Origin of the sequence: Aliiglaciecola sp. NS0011-25, from assembly GCF_040370605.1 — a bacterium.
Taxonomy (GTDB): Bacteria; Pseudomonadota; Gammaproteobacteria; order Enterobacterales; family Alteromonadaceae; genus Aliiglaciecola; species Aliiglaciecola lipolytica_A.
Window position 1 is genome coordinate 137750 of record NZ_BAABWR010000003.1, and the last position, 22203, is coordinate 159952.

A 22203-nucleotide genomic window follows, 5' to 3' on the forward strand; every position below is an offset into this window, starting at 1 on the left:
TTCAAATAAGGTTAACTTAGTTTACCGTGACATTGCTTGTATTTTTTACCTGAACCACAAGGACAGGGATCATTACGGCCAACTTTAGCGCCTTCACGGACTGTTGTTGTGGGTCCAGCGTTAGCACTTTGCTCTGGCTCATTTGGCGATTCATGTTCGTAACTCTTTTGAACTTCATCGGCTTGCCTACGTTGTTCTTCAACTGCTTCAACATCAGATTCGGCTTTAACCCGTACCTTGCTAAGAATGTTGATCACTTCGACTTTTAAATTCTCTAACATCTCAGAAAATAGTTGGAAAGATTCACGCTTGTATTCTTGTTTTGGATTTTTTTGAGCATAACCTCGTAAATGAATACCTTGGCGTAAATGATCCATCGCAGCCAAATGTTCCTTCCACGAACTATCCAGATTTTGCAACATGACCGCTTTTTCAAATTGACGCATAACATCTGCACCAACCGCCTCTTCTTTTTCTTTGTAGGCGTCATTTACACCAGCATGGATACGTTCACGTAGCTTTTCTTCGAATAATTTGTCGTCTTCATCTAACCACTTCTGGATGGGTAATTCCAATAAAAAGTCACCTTGAATACGCTCTTCTAAACCGGCAACATCCCACATTTCTTCAAGAGATTGAGGCGGTATGTAGTCGTCAATAACACTATCGACCACATCTTCTCTGATTGCCTGAATGGTTTCACTGATTTCACCTTCATCTAACAACTCATTACGTTGTTCGTAAATTACTTTACGTTGATCATTGGCTACATCATCATATTCTAAAAGCTGTTTACGCATATCGAAGTTGCGTCCTTCAACCTTACGTTGCGCATTTTCGATGGCACGAGTCACCCAAGGGTGTTCAATAGCCTCACCGTGTTCCATGCCTAAGCGTTTCATCATATTGCCCATTTTTTCAGAAGCAAAAATACGCATCAGTGCATCTTCTAACGATAGATAGAAACGAGAAGAGCCTGGGTCACCTTGACGACCAGAACGACCACGTAACTGATTATCGATACGTCTTGATTCGTGACGCTCAGTACCTATGATATGTAGTCCACCAGCTTCAATAACTTTCTTGTGATCTTCTTCCCACTGAGCTTTGATTTTGGCTACTTTTTCAGGTTTAGGATCATGTATTTTTGCAACTTCAGATTGCCAGTTACCCCCTAACACTATATCTGTACCACGACCAGCCATGTTAGTCGCTATTGTCACCGCACCAGGACGACCTGCCTGTGCGACAATATCGGCTTCACGCAAATGTTGTTTGGCGTTCAATACTTCATGGGGAATCTTAGCTTTTTTCAAGACTCGCGAAAGCAACTCTGAATTTTCAATGGAAACTGTACCCACCAAAGTTGGTTGACCACGTTTAACACATTCTTTTATGTCTTCAACTATCGCTTCGTATTTCTCTTCGGCAGTTAGGTAAATTAAGTCTGCTTTATCGTCACGAAGCATAGGTTTGTTGGTTGGAATAACCACAGTTTCCAAACCATAAATATGGTTAAACTCAAATGCTTCAGTATCAGCTGTCCCCGTCATACCTGCCAGTTTTTCATAAAGTCGGAAGTAGTTCTGGAACGTTATTGATGCAAGTGTTTGGTTTTCGTTTTGAATTTTCACACCTTCTTTAGCTTCAACAGCCTGATGTAAACCTTCTGACCAACGGCGTCCTTCCATAGTACGGCCGGTATGTTCATCAACAATGACTATCTCGTCGCCATTGACTATGTAGTCAACGTCTTTATTAAATAATTTATGGGCTCTCAAAGCAGCATTAACGTGATGCAGTAAAGAAATATTTGAAGCTGCGAATAATGATTCATCCTGCGGCAAGATACCGTTTTCTTTGAGTATTTCTTCAACGTGAATCTGACCACGTTCAGTTAAGTGAATTTGCTTACCTTTTTCATCGATGGTGAAATCACCTTCACCTTCACGGCCCGCTTCATCGCCTTCTTTATCTTCGTCAGCTTGCTGCACTAAATGTGGAATAATTAAGTTAATTTGGCGATATAACTCTGAACTGTCTTCCGCCTGACCAGATATAATAAGTGGTGTTCTGGCTTCATCAATCAGGATGGAATCAACTTCATCTATTACTGCAAAATACAGTTTCTTTTGCACTCGGTCATTGGGACTAAACGCCATATTGTCGCGAAGATAATCGAAACCAAATTCATTGTTAGTACCGTAAGTAATATCCGCTGCGTAGGCTTCTTTTTTCTCAGCATGAGACATACCAGGAACATTACACCCCACTGTCAAACCGAGGAATTCAAATAATGGACGACTCCAATCAGCATCACGTTTAGCCAAGTAATCGTTTACGGTAATAACATGCACGCCCTTACCAGATAAACCATTCAAATAAGCAGGCAACGTAGAAGTAAGGGTTTTACCCTCACCGGTACGCATCTCAGCAATTTTACCTTCATGCAGCACTTGGCCACCGACCATTTGCACATCAAAATGACGCATCGAGAAAACCCGTTTACTGGCTTCTCTTACAACAGCAAAAGCTTCAACCATGATGTCATCTAGACTAACGCCATCTTGAATGCGTTGCTTAAACTCAACCGTTTTAGCTTTAAGCTGCTCATCATCCAAGGCTTCGAACTCAGGCTCTAAGGCGTTAATTTCGACAACACGTTTGTTAAGTTTTTTTAGCAGGCGGTCATTACGACTACCGAAAATTTTTCTGAATATACTCGAAAACATCGATTTACAGCTTCCAATCTAATAGAGAGATAAAACAATCGGCTCCCAATGGAGCCGATTTTCAAATTTACGTGGTTAAATCACTTATCACTTTCGATAAACAAACGGCAGCGGATCTTGCTGCTTGCCATTTTTAATCACTTCGTAATGCACATGAACGCCTGTTGACCGTCCGGTACTTCCCATAAGGGCTATTTCTTGGCCTTTGGTTACCACATCCCCAATCTTAACACTTATGCCTTGATTGTGACCATAACGTGTGACAAGACCATTGCCATGATCAATCTCAACTAATTGACCATAACCATATCGCTCCCCCGCCCATGTTACTAAGCCAGCTCCGGTAGACACAACAGCGTCACCTTGTTTGCCAGCAAAATCGAGACCTTTATGCATTGTCGGCAAGCCACTAAATGGGTCTTTCCGCACACCATAGTATGAAGATAACCACCCTGAGGTGATTGGACGCCCTTCTAAATGAGTCTGATCGTCTATATGGTGATTCATCATGATGGATTCAAGGGCTGCAAGTTGTTGAGTTTTACTATCTAAGCTTGCAAGCATCGAATCAATGCGCTCCAGTAACTCATTACTGCCTTGAATAGTAATAACTGAATCGGTGATTGGACCACCAACACTACTCAACTCTTGGAACCCAAACTCATCTTGATTTAAACCAGCTTGTTCTACCAACCTTGCCCCTAACGCATTGACACGTTGAATCTGGCTTTGCACGTCTGCCAAATTAAGCATAATGCCAGCTAATTGTTGTTCTGTTGCTGATTTTAGCTCTGATACGTCTCGTTTTTGCTCAATAAAGCCACTTTTTGCATACTCTATACGAGCATGAGATTCATCAATCTTATGATTAGTGCGACTTGAAAGCATCACCAGCCCGCATACCAAAACAAAGCCGACAACCAATCGCCGCTTTCCGATGTGATAGGAAAACTCCGTCGATTTGCCTTTATAATGTAGTGTTAAACTCATGTAAGGTATTCTCGTGATTATTTAGCTGGAATGGATACTAAACCTGTTAGCCCTAGGTTAATAGCTCTAATAGGTATCTAGAAACAATCCAACCGATTACTCTTCATACAGTTTCATTGGCTTTTTGTTCGTTATTTTTCGCCAACCTGCATTTCGTTTTTTTCTAACCCCAAACAATACCTTGTAGAACATTAGGTTATCAAGGTATTTATATGAAGTGTTTTGTTCTTTTAGCCAGATGCTAAACTAAAAAATGCCGCAGATGCGGCATTTTGATGTTTAATGGCTAATTTGCTAAAACTGCAGATGCAAAATGAATGGGGACTTCATCTTGATTTTCGTACGTTACATATTCCCAACAAGTCTGGTCATTTAACATCGCATTGAGTAGCTTGTTATTTAGACCATGGCCTGATTTGTATGCTTTCAATTCACCAACAATACTGTGAGCTCCTAGGTATAAATCACCTACTGCATCAAGAATTTTATGTTTTAAAAACTCATCTTGATAACGTAAACCTTCTGGATTCAGCACTCGGTATTCGTCCAGAGCAACTGCATTTTCCATGCTGCCGCCCAAGGCCAAGTTATTGGCATTCATGTATTCGAAGTCGCGCATAAAACCAAAGGTCCTGGCTCGACTTACCTGATCAACGTATGAGGATGCATCAAAATCCATCACTATGTGTTGACGAGTTTGACTGATAACAGGGTGTTCAAAATCAATTTTGAAATCCACTCTGAAACCATCGTAAGGATGGAACTCCGCCCACTTATCGCCGTCTTCAACACGTATGTGTTTAATAATACGAATGAACTTTTTGGGTGCATTTAGCTCTTCAATACCCGCTGATTGCAGCAAGAAAATGAACGGACTCGCGCTGCCGTCCATAATCGGAAGTTCATTACTGTCTACTTCAACAATAATGTTATCGATGCCTAAACCAGCTAAAGCTGAGGATAAATGCTCAACAGTATAGATTGATACCCCGTTTTCATTACTCAAACAGGTACACAGCACTGTGTCGCCTACAGCGTTCGCTTTGGCAGGAATATCTACATGGGGCTCAAGATCTATGCGGCGAAATACAATACCAGTATTTGCCGGCGCAGGCCGGAGAGTCATGGAGACCTTTTCACCTTTGTGCAGACCTATCCCTGTTTCTTGCACAGCATGTTTGATTGTGCGTTGCTTTATCATCTAACTGTTGCCTATCCCAAAAACATTAATTCAGCTAAAAACCGGCGCGTATTATACTGACCAACTGGTCTAATGTCAAAATTCTGTCATATTGGTTAAACCGCACTTTCACATCTAGTCAGTAATATTGTCATTTTCACAATCGACATTTATCACCTTATGACCAAGCACAGTATAACCCTTCGCGTTTTTTAAGCTTTCAAAAATTCGTAATTATCTATCTAGCTATGACCACTAATTCGCCAAAAAATTCAAATTCGGCGAAAAATCAGTCTGCCTGCTTGCGTAAAAATGCAGGAATGTCCAAATACTCATAATCAGTATTGGCTTCCGTTTTTTCTTCGGTTGCGACAGCTTTATTCATATCAGTGGCTGTATTACCAATTCGATCACCGCCATCAGGCTGTAATTTGAATTGTTTTGCTTCCGCTGATACCCGTGAGCCTTGACTGCTAACCAATGAGATATCTGGTTTACGTTCTGCACCAATGCCTGTAGCCACAACAGTTACACGTAATTCATCACTCATATCCATATCAATAACGGTACCTACTACGACGGTCGCATTTTCAGAGGCAAAGGCTTTAACTGCATTACCAACTGTTTCAAACTCATCAATCGCAAAGTCAGGACCAGCAGTGATATTAACCAAAATACCGCGGGCACCAGATAGATCGATATCTTCCAACAATGGACAAGCAATAGCCGCTTCAGATGCCTCTTCTGCACGGTCTTCACCTTTAGCAGAGCCACTTCCCATCATCGCTGTACCCATTTCAGACATCACAGTTTTCACGTCTGCAAAGTCAACGTTTATCAAACCTGGGCGCGTAATTAGCTCGGCAATCCCCTGAACCGCACCACGTAACACATCATTGGCTTCGCTAAATGCTTTAAGCAATGGCGTGCCACGTCCCATTACTTTCAATAACTTTTCGTTAGGAATCGTAATTAAAGAATCAACGTATTTTGATAACTCTTCAATACCCTGATCAGCAAACTCAGTACGTTTTTTACCTTCAAAAGGAAACGGCTTGGTCACAACTGCAACTGTCAAAATGCCTAATTCTTTAGCCACTTTAGCCACTTCTGGTGCAGCACCAGTTCCTGTTCCGCCGCCCATTCCAGCGGTAATAAATACCATGTCAGCACCTTCAAGAGCTTGACGAATGTTTTCTCGGTCTTCTTCTGCAGCTTGGCGACCTATATTTGGATTAGCGCCAGCGCCTAGACCCTTAGTGACACCTGAACCGATTTGTAAAGTGAGGTTGGCAGATGAACTGCGCAAAACTTGGGCGTCAGTGTTTACCGCAATAAACTCTACACCTTCAATACTTTGCGAAACCATGTGCTCAATTGCATTGCCACCGCCGCCACCGACGCCGATAACCTTGATGACAGCTTCTTCGCTGTGACTATCCATTAATTCAAACATTATTTTTCTCCGATTTTTGCGCGATAAAACATGAGCCGTTAACACCCACGTTCAATTTTTTAAGATCCCGAGATATTTCCATCCTCAGAATTCCCCCTTAAACCAACTTTGAACACGATGCCATAATCCTTCACTGGAGCCGGCTTTTTGCGCAGATTTCGATTGCATGGATTCTTTGCCATATTGCAATAATCCCACTGCAGTTGCGAAACTCGCATCTTCAACGTATTCAGATAATCCTTTCATGCCAATGGGTTCTCCAACTCGAACTGGCATTTGAAACAATTCTTCAGCAAATTCAACGGCACCTTCCATTTTGGCCGAGCCGCCAGTTAACACTATTCCAGCGGCAATTTGCTCTTCCAACCCACTGGCTTTGATCTCTTCATGGATCAATTCAAACAATTCTTGATAACGAGGCTCAATCACCTCAGCCAAAGTGTGTCTAGACATCATTCTTGATGGACGCCCACCGACACTTGGCACTTGTATTTGTTCTTCCATACTCACCATGTCGCGCAGCGCGCAGGCATAGTTAATTTTTATCTCTTCAGCATGATTAATCGGGGTTCTAAATATCTTAGCGATATCACTAGTGATTTGATTTCCTGCCACCGGTATAACCGCGGTATGACGAATAGCACCATCGGTGTACACCACCATGTCTATGGTTCCACCACCGATATCAACAACACAAACACCCAATTCTTTTTCATCATCAGTTAAAACTGCGTAACTCGAGGCCAATGCTGAAAATATCATTTGATCTGCATTGAGTTCACAGCGCTCAACACATTTGACTAAATTCTTCGCCATATCATCAGCACAAGTAATAATGTGTGCTCTGGCTTCCATTCGAACACCAGACATACCAATAGGGTTTTTTATCCCTTCTTGCACATCGATGGTGTACTCCTGAGGAAGCACATGTAACAAACGACGCTCTAATGCAATAGGCACTGAACGAGCCGCATGTACGACGTTGTCAACATCATCTTGGGTCACTTCCTGATTATTAATCGGTACCATGCCGCTTTCGTTTTGACACTTCACATGACGACCAGATATCGACATAAACACAGAAGATACGCGACAATCAGCCATCAACTCCATTTCGCCTACAGCTCGTTGCACAGACTGTACAAGCAAGTTCAAGTCGTTGACGCCACCTTTATCCATACCTTTGGCTGAATGAGTGCCAACACCGACAATGCTGATATCACCGTCGTCAAGAATCTCTCCGACCACAGCTTTCACTTTACTTGTGCCCATGTCTAAGCCAACGATTAGATTTCTTTCTGCCACCTTAGACATATTATTTGCTACCCACTTTAACTAACTCTCTTGTTCATTTGTTGATGCGCTTTTCCATCCCACGGCTAAACCCGTGTCGTAGCGCAAGTCAATGTAATCTACTTGTTTATCTTGCTTTTTAAGCAGTGGATAAACGTCGACAAAACGTTGCAATCTATCTACATATTCTGAGCGTCCGAGGTTAAGTCGAATGCCATTTTTTAGACGTAAGTTCCATGCAAAACGCTCACTTAGATATAATTCATCAATACTCAAACTGGCTGAGTTAAGTAAAGTTTGCATATCACGATAACCATCCAATGCTGTTTGCTCACTGCCACCGGGACCGAACAAAGCAGGCAACATTGCATCTGGTAACTGCGCATCAAACATTTCACCGTATTGATTCAATAGCGAATCGCGATTCCATCTTGCACTGGCGATCTCTTCCACTACATGAATATTCAAGCTATTCGGCCAACGCTTGCGAACGGATGCGCGATGAACCCAAGGTAAAGCTTCAATTTCCCGATGAAGGCGATCCACATCTACTTCGAAAAAACTTTCAGGATGTTTTGAACGAATGGTATTTTCGATCAGCTCATCTTTAATATTTACTCTTTTTCCACTAACAATAACCTGGTTTATTGGTGCTCTTTGCGCATCTTCCAACCAATTGTCTAACCACCAAATGGCATAAACTAGACTGAGCAAAACAACTGCCAAAAAGACCATGCCAGCTAATTGATAGCGGCGATTAGTCTGGCTATTGTCGGCTAATTGTTGCACTAGTGCTGATCCGCCGTTTGCAATATTGCCAACACTAATTGCTCAAAGGTCATTCCTGCCTGTTTCGCTGCCATTGGCACTAAACTTTTTTCAGTCATGCCTGGTACAGTATTGGCCTCCAATAAATAAAACTGCCCACTTTGGTCACGCATAAAATCAATCCGTCCCCAACCGATACCTGACACAGCATCGAAGGCTTGGAGAGCTAGCTCACCAAGCCTATTTTCATCATCAATAGATAACCCACTAGGACAAAAATATTCTGTAGAATCAGAATGATACTTTGCGTCATAATCATAAAAAGTATGTGGGGTAGACATACGAATTGATGGCAAAGCTTTACCATTTAAAATAGTAACTGTGTATTCTGGACCATGAATGAAGCGCTCTAGCAAGACGCTATTATCGTATTTAAATGCGTCTTGAATGGCAGCGTCTAATTGTGCAGCATTCGTCACTTTGGTCATACCTATGCTGGAACCTTCCTGCGCAGGCTTAACCATGACTGTGTCCCCCAACTCTTGCATTATAACCCTGCAAGATCCTGCATCAAAGCTACTTTTCTCAGCAATCTGATAATTTGCGGTTGGTAAGCCCAATGTTTGCCAAATTTGTTTAGTTTTAATTTTGTCCATTGCTAGGGCAGAACCTAACACCCCACTGCCAGTGTAAGGCAATTGCAGAACTTGTAACGCCCCTTGCATGCTGCCATCTTCGCCGCCACGACCGTGCAGCATAATTAACACACGCTTAAATTCTTGTTCCACAAGCTCTGTTATCAGATGTTCAGCAGGATCAAATTTATGAGCATCGACGCCAGCACTTTGCAGCGCTTTAAGAACAGCATTTCCGGAACGCAAAGAAACTTCGCGTTCGGCTGAATGACCACCAAATAAGACGGCCACTTTACCAAACTGTTTTACATCAATGTTTAATCCAAGTGTCATTCGGCAAACCCTGTATTCATTCGTTCTTTGCTTAATTCAATCGACTGCAAATATTTGGCAATCTGGCCAATATTTCCAGCTCCTTGCGTCATCAAAACATCTTGATCTCTTAACGCTTCTGAAAGTAATTTGGGCAACTCATCTTTGTTCGCCACATAAATTGGCTCGATTTGCCCACGTTGTCTTATAGAGCGACATAAAGCCTTGCTATCAGCACCTTCAATCGCCGCTTCTCCAGCAGAATACACTTCGAGTAATAACAAACAGTCAACTTGTGATAGCACCCGCACGAAGTCTTCATATAAGTCACGAGTACGAGTAAATCGATGGGGCTGATAGGCCATCACTAATCGCTTATCAGGCCAGTTATTACGAGCAACTGCAATGGTCGCTGCCACTTCCGTAGGATGATGACCATAATCATCAACCAAAATCACTTCGCCCTCTCCGGTGTCGAAACAACCTAGTTGTTCGAAACGACGACCAATTCCTTCAAAAGCACCTAACGCATCGACAATAGCCTGATCTTCAACGCCTTCATCTGTGGCGACAGCAATGGCCGATAACGCATTTAAAATATTATGTTTGCCGGCAATATTTAAGGTCACCTGCAAATCCGAACGTCCTGAGCGCTGCGCGGTAAAACGACTTTGATTGAAGCCCATCTCAATATTGACCGCGCGCACATCAGCTTGCTCGTCTATACCGTAGGTCATTACTTTACGTCCCACACGTGGCAATAGTGCTTGAACTACAGGATCATCTATACACATTACCGCCAAACCATAGAAGGGTAAGTTGTGCAAAAAATCCAAATAGGTGTCTTGCATCCGCTGGAAATCACCGTCATAAGTTTCCATATGATCAGGTTCAATATTGGTCACTATGGATACCATTGGCTGCAGATGCACAAAAGATGCGTCGCTTTCATCCGCTTCAGCAATCAAATACCGGCTGCTACCTAATTTGGCATTTGTGCCAGCACTGTTTAATAGACCACCTATCACAAATGTAGGATCTAATTCGGCTTGAGCAAAGATTGTCGCCAGTAAACTGGTAGTTGTGGTCTTCCCATGGGTTCCCGCAACCGCAATGCCATGTCTAAAGCGCATTAGTTCCGCTAACATTTCAGCTCGACGAATAACAGGTACTCTTGCTTCTTTAGCAGCGATAATTTCCGGATTGGTATGATCAATCGCACTGGACACTACCACCACATTGGCATTTTTAATGTTTTCTTCACGGTGACCAATAAAGACCTTGGCACCTTTGCTTTGCAAACGCTGGGTCATACCATTATTTTGTTGGTCCGAACCTGAAATTGCGTAACCTTCATTTAACAAAACTTCGGCTATACCGCCCATACCCGCTCCGCCAATTCCGATAAAATGAATTTGTTTAATGCGACGCATTTCCGGTACGTGGTAGTTAGCTTTATCAGGCTTAATCATGACGCCACTCCTGCCAACGATTCACAGATGTCACTAACCGTTTTGGTGGCTAGAGGTTTAGCTAAAGATTTGGCTTTTTGGCCCATATTAATTCGACTTTGTGCGTCGTTAACAAGTTGTTGAATAATAACTTTCAAACCACCTTCTTCTAATTGAGGTTGAGGTAATAAAACGGCTGCATGATGATCCACTAATGCCCTTGCATTCATTGTTTGATGGTCATCCACAGCATGTGGAAGAGGAACAAATATAGCTGCCACGCCAACCATTGCGACTTCAGCAACGGTTAACGCCCCCGCTCGACAGATGACCACATCTGCCCATGCATAGGCCTGAGCCATATCATCGATAAATTCCATGACTTGCCAATTCGTGCTGTCAGGCCATAACTTTTGATAGGTATCAGCAACTATCTGTTGCTGTCCTTTGCCCGTTTGATGACGTACTTGTGCGTTGGCAATACCAGATAAAGCGGGCGGAACATAGCTATTAAGGGCACTGGCGCCCAACGAACCACCAACAATAAGAATATTGCATTTATCATCACTGAGCTGCTTAGCAGGTAGGTCGGCAAAATCACTTCTCACCGGATTACCCACCCAGCTATATTTGTTTTCAGACTGCTTTCCAAATGCCTGATTAAAGCCGGTCAATACGCGGGCAGCGAACTTAGCCAATACTTTATTGGTTAAACCTGGCAACGCATTTTGTTCATGAACAACCAAAGGCACTCCACGAATCCACGCCGCAATACCGCCAGGGCCGCTAGCAAAACCACCCATGCCCAATACCACATCAGGTTTAACTTGTTTGATCACAGCTAAAGCTTGCCAAACCGAATGAATCACTTGAAACGGAGCTTTTAACAAACGTACGATTCCATTACCGCGAACACCCGCCACATCAATAAAACTGATGTCGAAACCAGCTTTAGGAACAATATCAGCTTCCATACGAGCAGTTGTGCCTAACCAATGGATTTGCCAATTACGTTGTTGTAATTCTTTTGCCACCGCTATGCCTGGGAAAACATGTCCTCCCGTGCCGCCAGCCATAATCAAAATAGTTCTGCTCATGTCATTCATTCTGCCACGGCCTCACTATTTTTCTGGGCTGCTTCAGCAAGCATTTTTTTCACTTTAGACTTACCCTTACTGGCTTTTTTCTTTGTCCCCTTGCTCATGGCTTGAACACCATCAACCCGGATTTCAAAATCAATTCGAATTAAAATCGCTACCGCGACAGCCATTACAATTAAGCTTGAACCGCCGTAACTGACCAGTGGTAGAGTCAAACCTTTGGTAGGAAGTATGCCAGCACTAGCACCAACATTGACCGCCGTTTGAAAACTAAACCAAATGCCGATGGCATAGGCTAAATAACCTTCAAATGGACGTTCTGCAAGCAACGCTAAATTACCTAATTTTAGGGCTTTGAAGACCAAAAAAAATAACAAGCCTAAAACACATGCGACGCCCAAAAAGCCGAACTCCTCGGCGAGTATCGCCACAATAAAATCGGTATGAGCTTCCGGCAAAAATTCGAGCTTTTGAAGACTATTTCCTAATCCTTGACCAAACCAGTCACCTCTTCCGTAAGCCATTAATGACTGGGTTAATTGATAACCAGCACCAAAGGGATCATCCCAAGGTTTCAAGAACGAACTCATTCGCTCCATTCGATAATCTGCGGTCAAAATCAAGGCCGTAATCGCTGATAATCCAGTGAATACCAAGCCGAAAAACTGCCAAAGTTTTGCACCCGCTAAAAACAATAATCCAAGAGTGGTGGCAAACATCACCACAACGGTGCCTAAATCCGGTTGCAATAGAATTAATAAAGCCAACACAAAAAACACCGCTAGCGGCTTAATAAAGCCTTTGAGATTTTCGGTTACTTCTTCGTATCTGCGCACCATGTAGCCAGCCAAATAACAGAAGAAGAATAACTTTGCTAACTCAGCCACTTGAATAGTGATGGGGCCTATCGCCAACCAGCGACGACTGCCGTTTACTGTGCGGCCAACAAAGAGCACCGAAATCAACAACACTACGGCTAATAAAAGAAGCCAAGGATTGCTTACTCGCCACCATTGCATTGGAATTTGCATCACAATACATGCTGCAACACAGGCCAAGCACAAATAGATACCGTGGCGAATCGCAAAATGAAATGGATTATCAAATAGTCGCGCAGCCACCGGCATAGAAGCAGAGGTAACAATCACTAAACCAATCGCCATTAACGCGATACTGATCAAAATAAAGTTAACATCAAACACACTGCCACTGACTTGCTTTCCATCATGGCGTTGAGAAAACATGCTGCGCAATAGCGAATCACTTTGCGTGCTCATAGTGGTTGTCCTGCTTTGAGTCATTGAGCGACCTCCAAAACAGCTTGTTTGAAAACATCACCGCGATGTTGATAGTTGTCAAACATATCCAAACTTGCACAAGCTGGGGACAATAAAACGATATCCCCACTTTCTACGATACCGTTTGCAAAGGTAACCGCTTCCATCAAATCGGCCACTTCAATACTGCCCGGTTTTAACGACGCTATTTCCCTACCGTCTTTACCTAAGGTTATTAATAAATCTACATCATCTAGCAACATTGGTTGTAGCTGTGTGAAATCGGCTTTTTTACCATCGCCACCAGCAATCAATATAAGTTTACTCGCGCCTCTATTTTTAAGGCTTTGTAAAGCAGCAATAGTGGCCCCAATATTGGTGGCTTTTGAATCATTTATCCAACGTACATTGTGCTGTTCGCTGACCACTTCAAATCTGTGTGCTAAACCAGTAAATAAGCTTACCGCTTTAGTTATTGCAGGCTGTTCAACACCAAGTGGAATAACACAGGCGATAGCGGCTTGAATATTTAAAATATTATGCAGCCCCTGCAAAGCGCACTGTTGTGCAGAAATAAACCCTTCACCATCGACTAAAATCATTTCCGTTGTCGCGTCCCAGCTAATTCCTACAGGAGAGAGGCTCAAGCCGAAACTGGTTGTGGTCACATAATTTTTTGGCCAAGTTTTAACATCATCACGGTTGGCGATAGTATATTCAGCGTTGCGATAAACACGCTGTTTGGCGTCGGTATAAGCCAAAAATGTTTGATGACGATCAATGTGATCTTCACTCACATTCAAAATGGTTGCGCAAACTGGGGTTAATGATTGCAATAATTCAAGCTGAAAACTGGACAATTCGAGTACTAAATAATCGGCATCAGTATTGAGTAAGTCCAACACCGGAGTGCCTATATTTCCGCCCATTTGCGCTTTCATACCCGCACAGTTAAGCATTTCATTAACCAAACAAGTTACTGTCGATTTTCCATTAGAACCGGTAATAGCAATGACTGGAGTAGTATTAAAGCGAGCGAATAATTCCACATCACCTATCACCTCCACGCCCGCTTTTTGCACGTTTTGGAAGACACTACCATTTGGATTAACCCCTGGACTCAATACGACCAAATCGGCATTGAGTAAGACCTCTTGACTGAAATCACCGCTGAGTGTTTTTACCCCAACTGGCATTTCAACAGGATTACGATCCATGCCGATTACATTCGCCCCTTGCCCCTGTAAAAATTTCACGCAAGACTTGCCGGTCAGTCCTAAACCAACCACAACAACCTGCATGTTTTTCAAATCAGGGGTTTGCATAATGTCTATTTATCTCAACTTCAATGTGGCTAATCCGATTAGCACTAGAATCGATGAAATGATCCAAAACCTAACGATGACTCTTGGTTCAGGCCAACCTTTTAGTTCAAAATGGTGGTGTATTGGGGCCATTCTAAATATGCGTTTGCCACGCAACTTAAAGGATCCCACTTGCAATATCACCGACAAGGTTTCAACTACAAATACCCCCCCCATAATAATCAACACTATTTCTTGGCGAACAAGTACCGCCACAATTCCCAGGGTACCGCCTAACGCCAATGAACCTACATCTCCCATAAACACTTGGGCTGGGTAGGTGTTAAACCATAAAAACCCTAATCCAGCACCAACAATGGCGGTACAAACAATCACTAATTCACTGGTTTCTGGAATATAGGGAATATTTAAGTACGCTGAAAAGTTAATATTGCCGGTGGTATAAGCAAAAATAGCGAGTGCCCCAGCGACCAAAATAGTGGGTACTATTGCTAATCCATCTAGGCCGTCGGTAAGATTTACCGCATTACTGGTGCCTACCACAGTGAAATACACCACTACCATAAAAAACATACCAAGCTGGGGCATGACTTCTTTGAAAAAAGGCACTAGCAGAGCTGTCTCGGCAGGATCTTGACTATTTGCGTATAAGTAAACCGCTACCGCGATGGCAATAATTGACTGCCAAAAGTACTTCCATTTGGCAATCAGACCTTTGGGATCTTTACGCACTACTTTGCGGTAGTCATCGACAAATCCAATTAGCCCGTAACCGACGACAATCGACAATACAACCCAAACATAGCGGTTGCTCAAGTCTGCCCATAACAACGCACTCGTTAGAATTGCAGCTAAAATTAACAAACCACCCATAGTAGGTGTGCCGGATTTAGACAAATGGCTTTGCGGCCCATCATCACGCACCGTTTGACCTATTTGCATCGTTTGCAACCAGCGAATCATGCTTGGTCCAATTAATACGGCCATCAATAACGCGGTAAGTGTGCTAAGGATTGCGCGCAACGTAAGGTATGAGAATACGTTGAACCCAGAATCATATTGCTGCAACCACTCAGCCAACCAAATTAGCATGCAATTCGCTCCCTAACTCTTTCAAACTTTCCCACAGGAGATTCCTCCAATGCTTTAACGACTCTTTCCATTCGGGCACTTCTGGAGCCTTTTACTAAAATGGTAATATCTCGCTGCTCAGACGCTAAAGAAGCACTAATATGTTCAACTAACAAATTAATATCACTGAAATGTTTACCGCCAAATACGTCACTCGCAGCCTGACTCAAAACCCCTAAGGTAACTAAATTATCGATGCCTTTTTTATTAGCATATTCGCCAACAAGTTCGTGGTAATAACGAGCTTTTTCACCTAACTCGCCCATGTCACCCAAGATCAAAATACGGTAACCGCTGAAACTACTAAGTAAATCAATTGCTGCATTTACCGATGCCACATTGGCGTTATAGGTATCATCAAGAATTTTAACTTGGTTAGTTAATTGTTTGACTTGCAGTCGACCACTGACTTGCTGCATATTTTGCAAACCAAATTTAATATCTTCTAAATTGGCGCCAACATTCATGGCCAATCCAGCTGCCACTAGCGCATTGCCAACATTGTGAATTCCGGGTAATGCTAAGCTAAGATGAATCTTGCCTTTAGGTGTACACAACATAAATTGCGCGCAACCATCGATGCCCAAAGTGACATCCTGTGCATAAAAGTCGGTTTCTTGGCTTACTGAAAAACCTTGAATATGGCACTCTTTCAACTTACCAGTCCAAAAATCGCTAAATTGGCTATCTCGATTAATGATTGCTGTACCTTTACTACTCAACCCTCTAAAAATTTCACTTTTAGCACGGGCAACGCCCAGTAAACTACCAAAACCCTCTAGGTGAGCCGCAGCTGCATTGACGATTGTCGCCACGTCGGGCTTCACTAAATTAGTGGTATAGGCAATCTCACCTAAGTGATTAGCACCCATTTCGATTACTGCAAAATCGTGATTCTGTTGCAATCTTAATAATGTCAGAGGCACGCCAATATCGTTGTTGAAGTTTCCGTTGGTGGCCAATACGTTTCCGATCCGAGACAAAATTCCGGCAACCATTTCTTTCACGGTTGTTTTGCCGCTACTACCGGTAATTCCCACAGTTTTGGGTGCAACTTTTTGTTTTACCGCAGCGCCCAATGCGCCTAAAGCAAGTTTGCTGTCTTCGACTAAAATATAGGGTAAATGGGTGTCGATATTTTGTGACACGATAAACGCTGCCGCACCATTTTTGGCTGCTTCATCAATAAATTTGTGACCATCAAAATTAGGGCCGACCAAAGCAATGAAAACATCCCCTTGCACTAAACTTCTTGTGTCTGTGCTTACGCCAGACACATTTGCGTTATCTCCAACCAGCTGTCCGCTTGTTTGTTGTGCTATCCAATCAAGAGATACTTCAATCATTACATTTCCCCCACACACAGAGTGTTAACGTAGTTTCGTTCATCGTATGGCAGACTCTGTTGGCCGATGACTTGTTCTGTTTCATGTCCTTTGCCAGCAACCACAATCAGATCGCCTTTCTGACTCTGCGCTATAGCTAATTGAATCGCTTTTTTACGATCCGTTTCTACTTTGACTTTGCTTTGGTCCGTTATTCCGGCAAGTATATCGGCAACAATTGAGGAAGAAGGTTCAGAGCGACTATTGTCTGAGGTGATAATAATTTGATCACTATATTGCTCGGCTGCCGCTGCCATTAATGGGCGTTTACCTTTATCTCTGTCGCCACCACATCCAAACACACAAATAAGTTGCTTTTGACTATGTACTCTCGCTGATTTCAAGGCCTGCTCTAACGCATCTGGAGTATGTGCGAAGTCGACGATGAGATTGCCAGCCTTAGGGTGTTCAAATAACTCCATCCGTCCAGCGACGGGTTTTAATTTTTTACACAACTTCGCTAATTTTAGCAGCGATAAGCCTAAGACTAGAAGGCTAGCGATTGCGGCCAGTAAATTGGCTACATTGAACTTACCTAATAGACCACAATGGATGTCCGCATTTCCCCATGATGAATTCAATTGAAAAGACAATCCGCGTTGATCGTATTGAATATTACTGGCGAAACAATATTGCTGTGTATCGGCCACATTTTCGGCACTCAATTGGGTCGAAAACAACGTGATTTTTTGTTGTTTTGAAGCAGCACTAATCCAATTAGCGGTTTCTGGATCATCTGCATTTAACACCAGATTTTTCAGTTCTGGCTGATTAAGTAATTGGCGTTTTGCCTTGGCATATTCGGTCATGTCCCCGTGATAGTCCAAGTGGTCACGAGTCAAATTAGTAAATACCGCCACGTCCATTTTAAGCCCTTGAATGCGATCTTGAACTAATGCATGAGAGGACGCTTCTAAGGCAACTTGTTTGGCACCCAAACCCACATACTTAGCCAATAATTTTTGTACCTGGCAGGCATCTGGCGTGGTGTTAAGGGTTTTTTCTAATTGATAGTTGTCTACGCTGTACAATCCCGCGCCCAAAGTACCAATCGAAGCTGATACGTCGCCACATAAGAAACGCAATTGACTGATTAATTGTACAACCGAAGTTTTACCGTTTGTGCCCGTTACGCCAATCACATCTAAGTATTGAGCCGGTGAACCATAAAATGCGGCGGCTAGCAAAGATAGCTTTTGACCTAACTGATAAAACGAAATCAAAATACTTTGCTCGCGCATTTCAATTTCGCCATGAAGTTGCGGTTGCTCAACTTCTTGCAGTATCAGTTTTGCACCAAGGCTAATTGCCTGCGGGATAAAATCTCGTCCGTCTAATTGATGTCCCTTTATTGCCACAAAAACACTGTGAACCGCCACTTCACGACTGTCTAATACTAGCTCGCTGACTTGTACATCGGGTGCATCAATCTGAAATTTAGCGAGTACCGCTTTAATATTATTAATTGCCTGAAACTGCTGCATTATTGCTCTCCTCGTTTAGCGATTGAGGAGACGTTTTTGGCATCGGGCGGCACATTCAACAATTGCAATGTATTTGCCATAATAGTGCTAAAAACAGGGGCAGCAGTGTCGCCGCCATAATACAAATCACCTTTCGGCTCGTTAATTAGCACAACCACGGCCAGTTGTGGATCCGATACAGGCGCTACACCAGCAAAAATATTCACATATTGCTCACCGTATCCGCCTTTAATGGCTTTGCGGCTTGTGCCTGTTTTACCTGCAACGCGATATCCAGGTACTCGAGCCTTGCGACCAGAGCCGCCGTCTTCAAGTACACTCTCCATCATGATTAATACACGATGGGCATTCTCTTCACTAATGACTCTTTCTGTCATTTTCTGTTCATCTGACATGACAATACTTAGTGGCTGCTTAATGCCGCCGTTACCTAAGATGGAGTACATCCGGGCTAATTGCATAGTGGTAACAGATAATCCATAACCGAACGACAACGTAGACAATTCAAATTTTGACCATCTCCGCTGTTCGTTGAAAAGCCCCCCCTGTTCACCAATTAAATTAGTTCCCGTTTCACTCATCAATCCCATGTTGTAATAAGTATCTAGCAGGAACTCTTTAGGCACCGATAAAGCCAGCTTGGATGTACCGATATTGCTGGATTTTTGAATGATTTGCTGCAACGTCAATTTGCCATAATTACGGGAATCACGAACAATACTTCCGCCAAGACGTCGCCAGCCTGGAGAGGTATCTATAATCGTCTCAGTATCAGCAGAACCAAACTCTAAGGCGCTCACTACAGCCAAAGGTTTAACTGAGGAACCTGGCTCAAAGGTATCGGTAATGGCTCTGTTTCGAATTTTTCGAGGGGATACACCTTGGCGATTATTTGGATTGAAAGATGGACTATTTACCATCGCTAATATTTCACCGGTGTTTACATCCGCAACCACCACAGAGCCAGATGTAGCACGATAAAAATGCACTGCTGATTTTAATTCACGATATGCAAGCGCTTGAATCCGTTGATCAATAGTAAGTTGGATATCTTGGGGATCTTTTCCTTCTTCTTGTTCAAGAATTTCAACTTGACGGCCTTTAGCATCTCGACGGATCGTTCTGGAGTCTGGGGTTGCCGAAAGGTATTCATCATATAACTTCTCAATCCCCTCAATTCCCTGATCATCCACATTGGTGAAACCGACCACATGAGCAGAAGCTTCGCCCGCTGGATAATAACGGCGAGATTCGTTGACAAGGTATACGCCGGGAATATTTAGCTTCTTCACAAACGTTGCCATTGCCGGAGACACTTGGCGTTGCAAATAAACAAATTTGCTATTTTCGTTGCTGGCTTTTTTAATCAACTTATCCACATCCTGACCCAACACCTCTGCAAGTGCTTGCCATCTGCGAGTGTCAGCTAGTGCGCCTTTTTCTGGATCTGTGACTGTAGGTGGATGTGCCCATACCGCTTTTGCAGGCACACTTACCGCTAATTGCTCACCGTTTCTGTCAGTGATCAAGCCACGATAAACTTCATTATTTCGTACTCGAAGCGTACGGTTATCGCCTTCTTCAATTAGTTGGTCAGGATTAATTACCTGAATATAAGCGGCTCTGACAGTTAACACTGCAAACACGGCTAATATGGCACCAACAACCACTATGAAACGCCATTGCACCATACTTGGAGCAATGTTTTTCTTAGCTTGTTTAGTCCTAGCCTTCGTCATTTCAAGCGCACCACAATTTCATTTTCTGGACTTGGTCTGTGCATATTAAGTTGCTTTTTCATCGCCACTTCAATGCGGTTATGATCCGTTAGTGCACCCTGTTCTAAAATAAGATGACGCCACTGGATATCTAATTGATCTTGTTCTTGCATCAACTGCTCTAAAGCAATCGACATCTGCCGATTATGGTGCGCACTCATGATCACTGCGAACGCACTTATCAATACCATTAAAAACAACAAAACCCGTATCGGGTGACGGGCTAGTTCGGTGAAGATTAAGTTGACCAAATTGAAGTTGGTCCTAGTCTCTGTCACAGCTTCTGAGCCACCCTTAACACCGAACTTCGCGACCTCGCATTCACTTTAATTTCATACTCGCTGGGCTTAGTCGCCTTGCCTATTAATTTCATTGCCCGTGTTGCATCTATTTGTGCCTGCGTAATTGCCATACGGGCTGGAACCTGCATGCCGCGACTTTGTTCGCGCATAAAGCGTTTTACCAATCGATCTTCTAACGAATGAAAACTGATCACTGCCAGTCGTCCTCCAGAAGAAAGGCACGCTAATGCACCTTTAAGCCCGTCCCGAACTTCATCTAATTCGCTATTAATATAAATACGAATTGCCTGAAAAGTACGGGTCGCAGGATGTTTATATTTATCTTTAACCGGCACCGCTTCATCGACTAACTTTGCTAATTGCAATGTTGTCGTTAACGGAAATTCATCACGGCTATTGACAATTGCATGAGCAATTCGTTTACCAAATTTTTCTTCACCAAACTCTTTGATAACCTGAGTAATGTCATCTTCTTCGGCTTTTGCCAGCCATTGAGCTGCACTAATACCTTTGCTGGTGTCCATGCGCATATCTAATGGACCTTCGCGCATAAAACTAAAACCTCGTTGCGCGTCATCTAACTGCGGCGAAGACACCCCAAGATCCATCAATATACCGTCGACTTTGCCCAATACCTGATGTTTGAGTGCCACCTCTTCGATATTCGAAAATGCCACATGTTCAATACAAAAACGGCTGTCATCGGCAAAACGTTTTGCCGCTTCAATCGCGTAAGGGTCACGGTCAAGTGCAATCAAGCGTCCATTGGCCGACAACTTCTGCAACACTTTTTCAGTGTGACCACCACGTCCAAAAGTGGCATCCATATAAATGCCATCGGGCTTGATATCCAACCCCTCAATGGATTCATCCAGCAACACTGAGCGGTGCAAAGTTTGTGACGATTGGTTTTCAGTAATCAAAGTGAGAAGTCCTGTAAACGCTCAGTCAATTCAAATTCGCCACCTTTTTCAGTTTCAATATCCTGATGAACCTGTTGCTGCCATATTTGCGCATCCCAAATTTCGAAGCGATTAAGTTGTCCTACTAGCATAATTTCTTTGCCCAAGTTGGCGTGTTGACGAAGTGGAGCCGACAAGAGAAAGCGACCATTCTTGTCCATTTCGCCTTCCATCGCGTAACCCAAAAGAAGTCGCTGTAAGCGGCGTTCTTGAGGTATCATGCTAGAAAGTTTACTAAGTTTAAGCTCAATCTCTTCCCATTCAGGAAGTGGGTAAAGTAGCAGACAGCTTTGCTGTGTATCGATTGTGCAAACCAGTTGTCCCTGACAATCATCTAGCAACAACTGCCGATACCGTGTAGGTATCGCCACCCTGCCTTTTACGTCTAGATTGATTGCGTTAGCGCCGCGGAACATATCCCCTAGCCTTTGTTATTAGTTTGCTTTTATTATTTTTTTAGCATCAGTTTGCAACACATTAAGATCACTTTGATCCACTTTCTGCCACAATTACCCACAAATGAGAGTTTAGGTTTCCACTAACCCCATTGTCAAGGACAAAAAACGGGTTAAAGAGAAGCCGCGAATACCAATTAAACTAAGGGCTAGACGAAAGCGGCTGATATATATAAAGAAAGCCTTC

General features: G+C 43.1%; 18 protein-coding genes. All 18 read right to left on the reverse strand.

The features are described 5' to 3' along the window. Positions 1-11: 11 nt before the first annotated feature. Positions 12-2732 carry a preprotein translocase subunit SecA gene (gene secA / locus ABWV72_RS03750; RefSeq protein ID WP_353368794.1) on the reverse strand — a complete coding sequence of 907 codons (2721 nt, stop codon included), beginning with the start codon at positions 2730-2732 and terminating at the stop codon, positions 12-14. 87 nt (positions 2733-2819) lie between these two features. After that, entirely contained in the window at positions 2820-3722 is a 903-nt protein-coding gene (locus ABWV72_RS03755; protein WP_353368796.1) for a peptidoglycan DD-metalloendopeptidase family protein, read from the reverse strand. Between the two features lie 286 nt (positions 3723-4008). Next, positions 4009-4923: a UDP-3-O-acyl-N-acetylglucosamine deacetylase gene (gene lpxC, locus ABWV72_RS03760; RefSeq protein ID WP_216046932.1), complete on the reverse strand. Its 915-nt coding sequence runs from the start codon at positions 4921-4923 to the stop codon at positions 4009-4011. 268 nt (positions 4924-5191) lie between these two features. After that, positions 5192-6358 carry a cell division protein FtsZ gene (ftsZ, locus tag ABWV72_RS03765; protein WP_216046933.1) on the reverse strand — a complete coding sequence of 389 codons (1167 nt, stop codon included), beginning with the start codon at positions 6356-6358 and terminating at the stop codon, positions 5192-5194. Between the two features lie 84 nt (positions 6359-6442). Beyond that, positions 6443-7672: a cell division protein FtsA gene (ftsA, locus tag ABWV72_RS03770; protein ID WP_216046934.1), complete on the reverse strand. Its 1230-nt coding sequence runs from the start codon at positions 7670-7672 to the stop codon at positions 6443-6445. A gap of 21 nt (positions 7673-7693) precedes the next feature. After that, a complete protein-coding gene (locus tag ABWV72_RS03775) occupies positions 7694-8440 on the reverse strand; it encodes a cell division protein FtsQ/DivIB (protein WP_303500508.1) in 747 nt (248 codons plus the stop codon). Continuing rightward, a complete protein-coding gene (locus ABWV72_RS03780; protein WP_353368800.1) occupies positions 8440-9387 on the reverse strand; it encodes a D-alanine--D-alanine ligase in 948 nt (315 codons plus the stop codon). The genes ABWV72_RS03775 and ABWV72_RS03780 overlap by 1 nt, the downstream gene beginning before the upstream one ends. After that, a complete protein-coding gene (gene murC / locus ABWV72_RS03785; RefSeq protein ID WP_342806948.1) occupies positions 9384-10838 on the reverse strand; it encodes a UDP-N-acetylmuramate--L-alanine ligase in 1455 nt (484 codons plus the stop codon). Before murC ends, ABWV72_RS03780 begins: the two co-directional genes overlap by 4 nt. After that, positions 10835-11923, reverse strand: a complete 1089-nt coding sequence (gene murG / locus ABWV72_RS03790) for an undecaprenyldiphospho-muramoylpentapeptide beta-N-acetylglucosaminyltransferase (protein ID WP_353368802.1) — start codon at positions 11921-11923, stop codon at positions 10835-10837. Before murG ends, murC begins: the two co-directional genes overlap by 4 nt. Further along, a complete protein-coding gene (gene ftsW, locus ABWV72_RS03795; protein WP_353368804.1) occupies positions 11920-13194 on the reverse strand; it encodes a cell division protein FtsW in 1275 nt (424 codons plus the stop codon). Before ftsW ends, murG begins: the two co-directional genes overlap by 4 nt. A gap of 20 nt (positions 13195-13214) precedes the next feature. Next, the gene (gene murD, locus ABWV72_RS03800; protein WP_353368806.1) at positions 13215-14519 is read right to left on the reverse strand and encodes a UDP-N-acetylmuramoyl-L-alanine--D-glutamate ligase; all 1305 of its coding nucleotides are present in this window, start codon (positions 14517-14519) and stop codon (positions 13215-13217) included. 9 nt (positions 14520-14528) lie between these two features. After that, positions 14529-15611: a phospho-N-acetylmuramoyl-pentapeptide-transferase gene (gene mraY / locus ABWV72_RS03805; protein ID WP_353368808.1), complete on the reverse strand. Its 1083-nt coding sequence runs from the start codon at positions 15609-15611 to the stop codon at positions 14529-14531. Beyond that, positions 15605-16996 carry a UDP-N-acetylmuramoyl-tripeptide--D-alanyl-D-alanine ligase gene (locus tag ABWV72_RS03810; protein WP_353368810.1) on the reverse strand — a complete coding sequence of 464 codons (1392 nt, stop codon included), beginning with the start codon at positions 16994-16996 and terminating at the stop codon, positions 15605-15607. Before ABWV72_RS03810 ends, mraY begins: the two co-directional genes overlap by 7 nt. Beyond that, positions 16996-18519 carry a UDP-N-acetylmuramoyl-L-alanyl-D-glutamate--2,6-diaminopimelate ligase gene (gene murE / locus ABWV72_RS03815; RefSeq protein ID WP_353368812.1) on the reverse strand — a complete coding sequence of 508 codons (1524 nt, stop codon included), beginning with the start codon at positions 18517-18519 and terminating at the stop codon, positions 16996-16998. The genes ABWV72_RS03810 and murE overlap by 1 nt, the downstream gene beginning before the upstream one ends. After that, positions 18519-20258, reverse strand: coding sequence for a penicillin-binding transpeptidase domain-containing protein (locus ABWV72_RS03820; RefSeq protein ID WP_216046943.1), 1740 nt, complete (start codon positions 20256-20258; stop codon positions 18519-18521). The genes murE and ABWV72_RS03820 overlap by 1 nt, the downstream gene beginning before the upstream one ends. After that, positions 20255-20575, reverse strand: coding sequence for a cell division protein FtsL (gene ftsL, locus ABWV72_RS03825; protein WP_216046944.1), 321 nt, complete (start codon positions 20573-20575; stop codon positions 20255-20257). The genes ABWV72_RS03820 and ftsL overlap by 4 nt, the downstream gene beginning before the upstream one ends. After that, positions 20572-21522, reverse strand: a complete 951-nt coding sequence (rsmH, locus tag ABWV72_RS03830) for a 16S rRNA (cytosine(1402)-N(4))-methyltransferase RsmH (protein ID WP_216046945.1) — start codon at positions 21520-21522, stop codon at positions 20572-20574. The genes ftsL and rsmH overlap by 4 nt, the downstream gene beginning before the upstream one ends. Beyond that, the gene (mraZ, locus tag ABWV72_RS03835; RefSeq protein WP_216046946.1) at positions 21519-21977 is read right to left on the reverse strand and encodes a division/cell wall cluster transcriptional repressor MraZ; all 459 of its coding nucleotides are present in this window, start codon (positions 21975-21977) and stop codon (positions 21519-21521) included. Before mraZ ends, rsmH begins: the two co-directional genes overlap by 4 nt. Positions 21978-22203 lie beyond the last annotated feature (226 nt).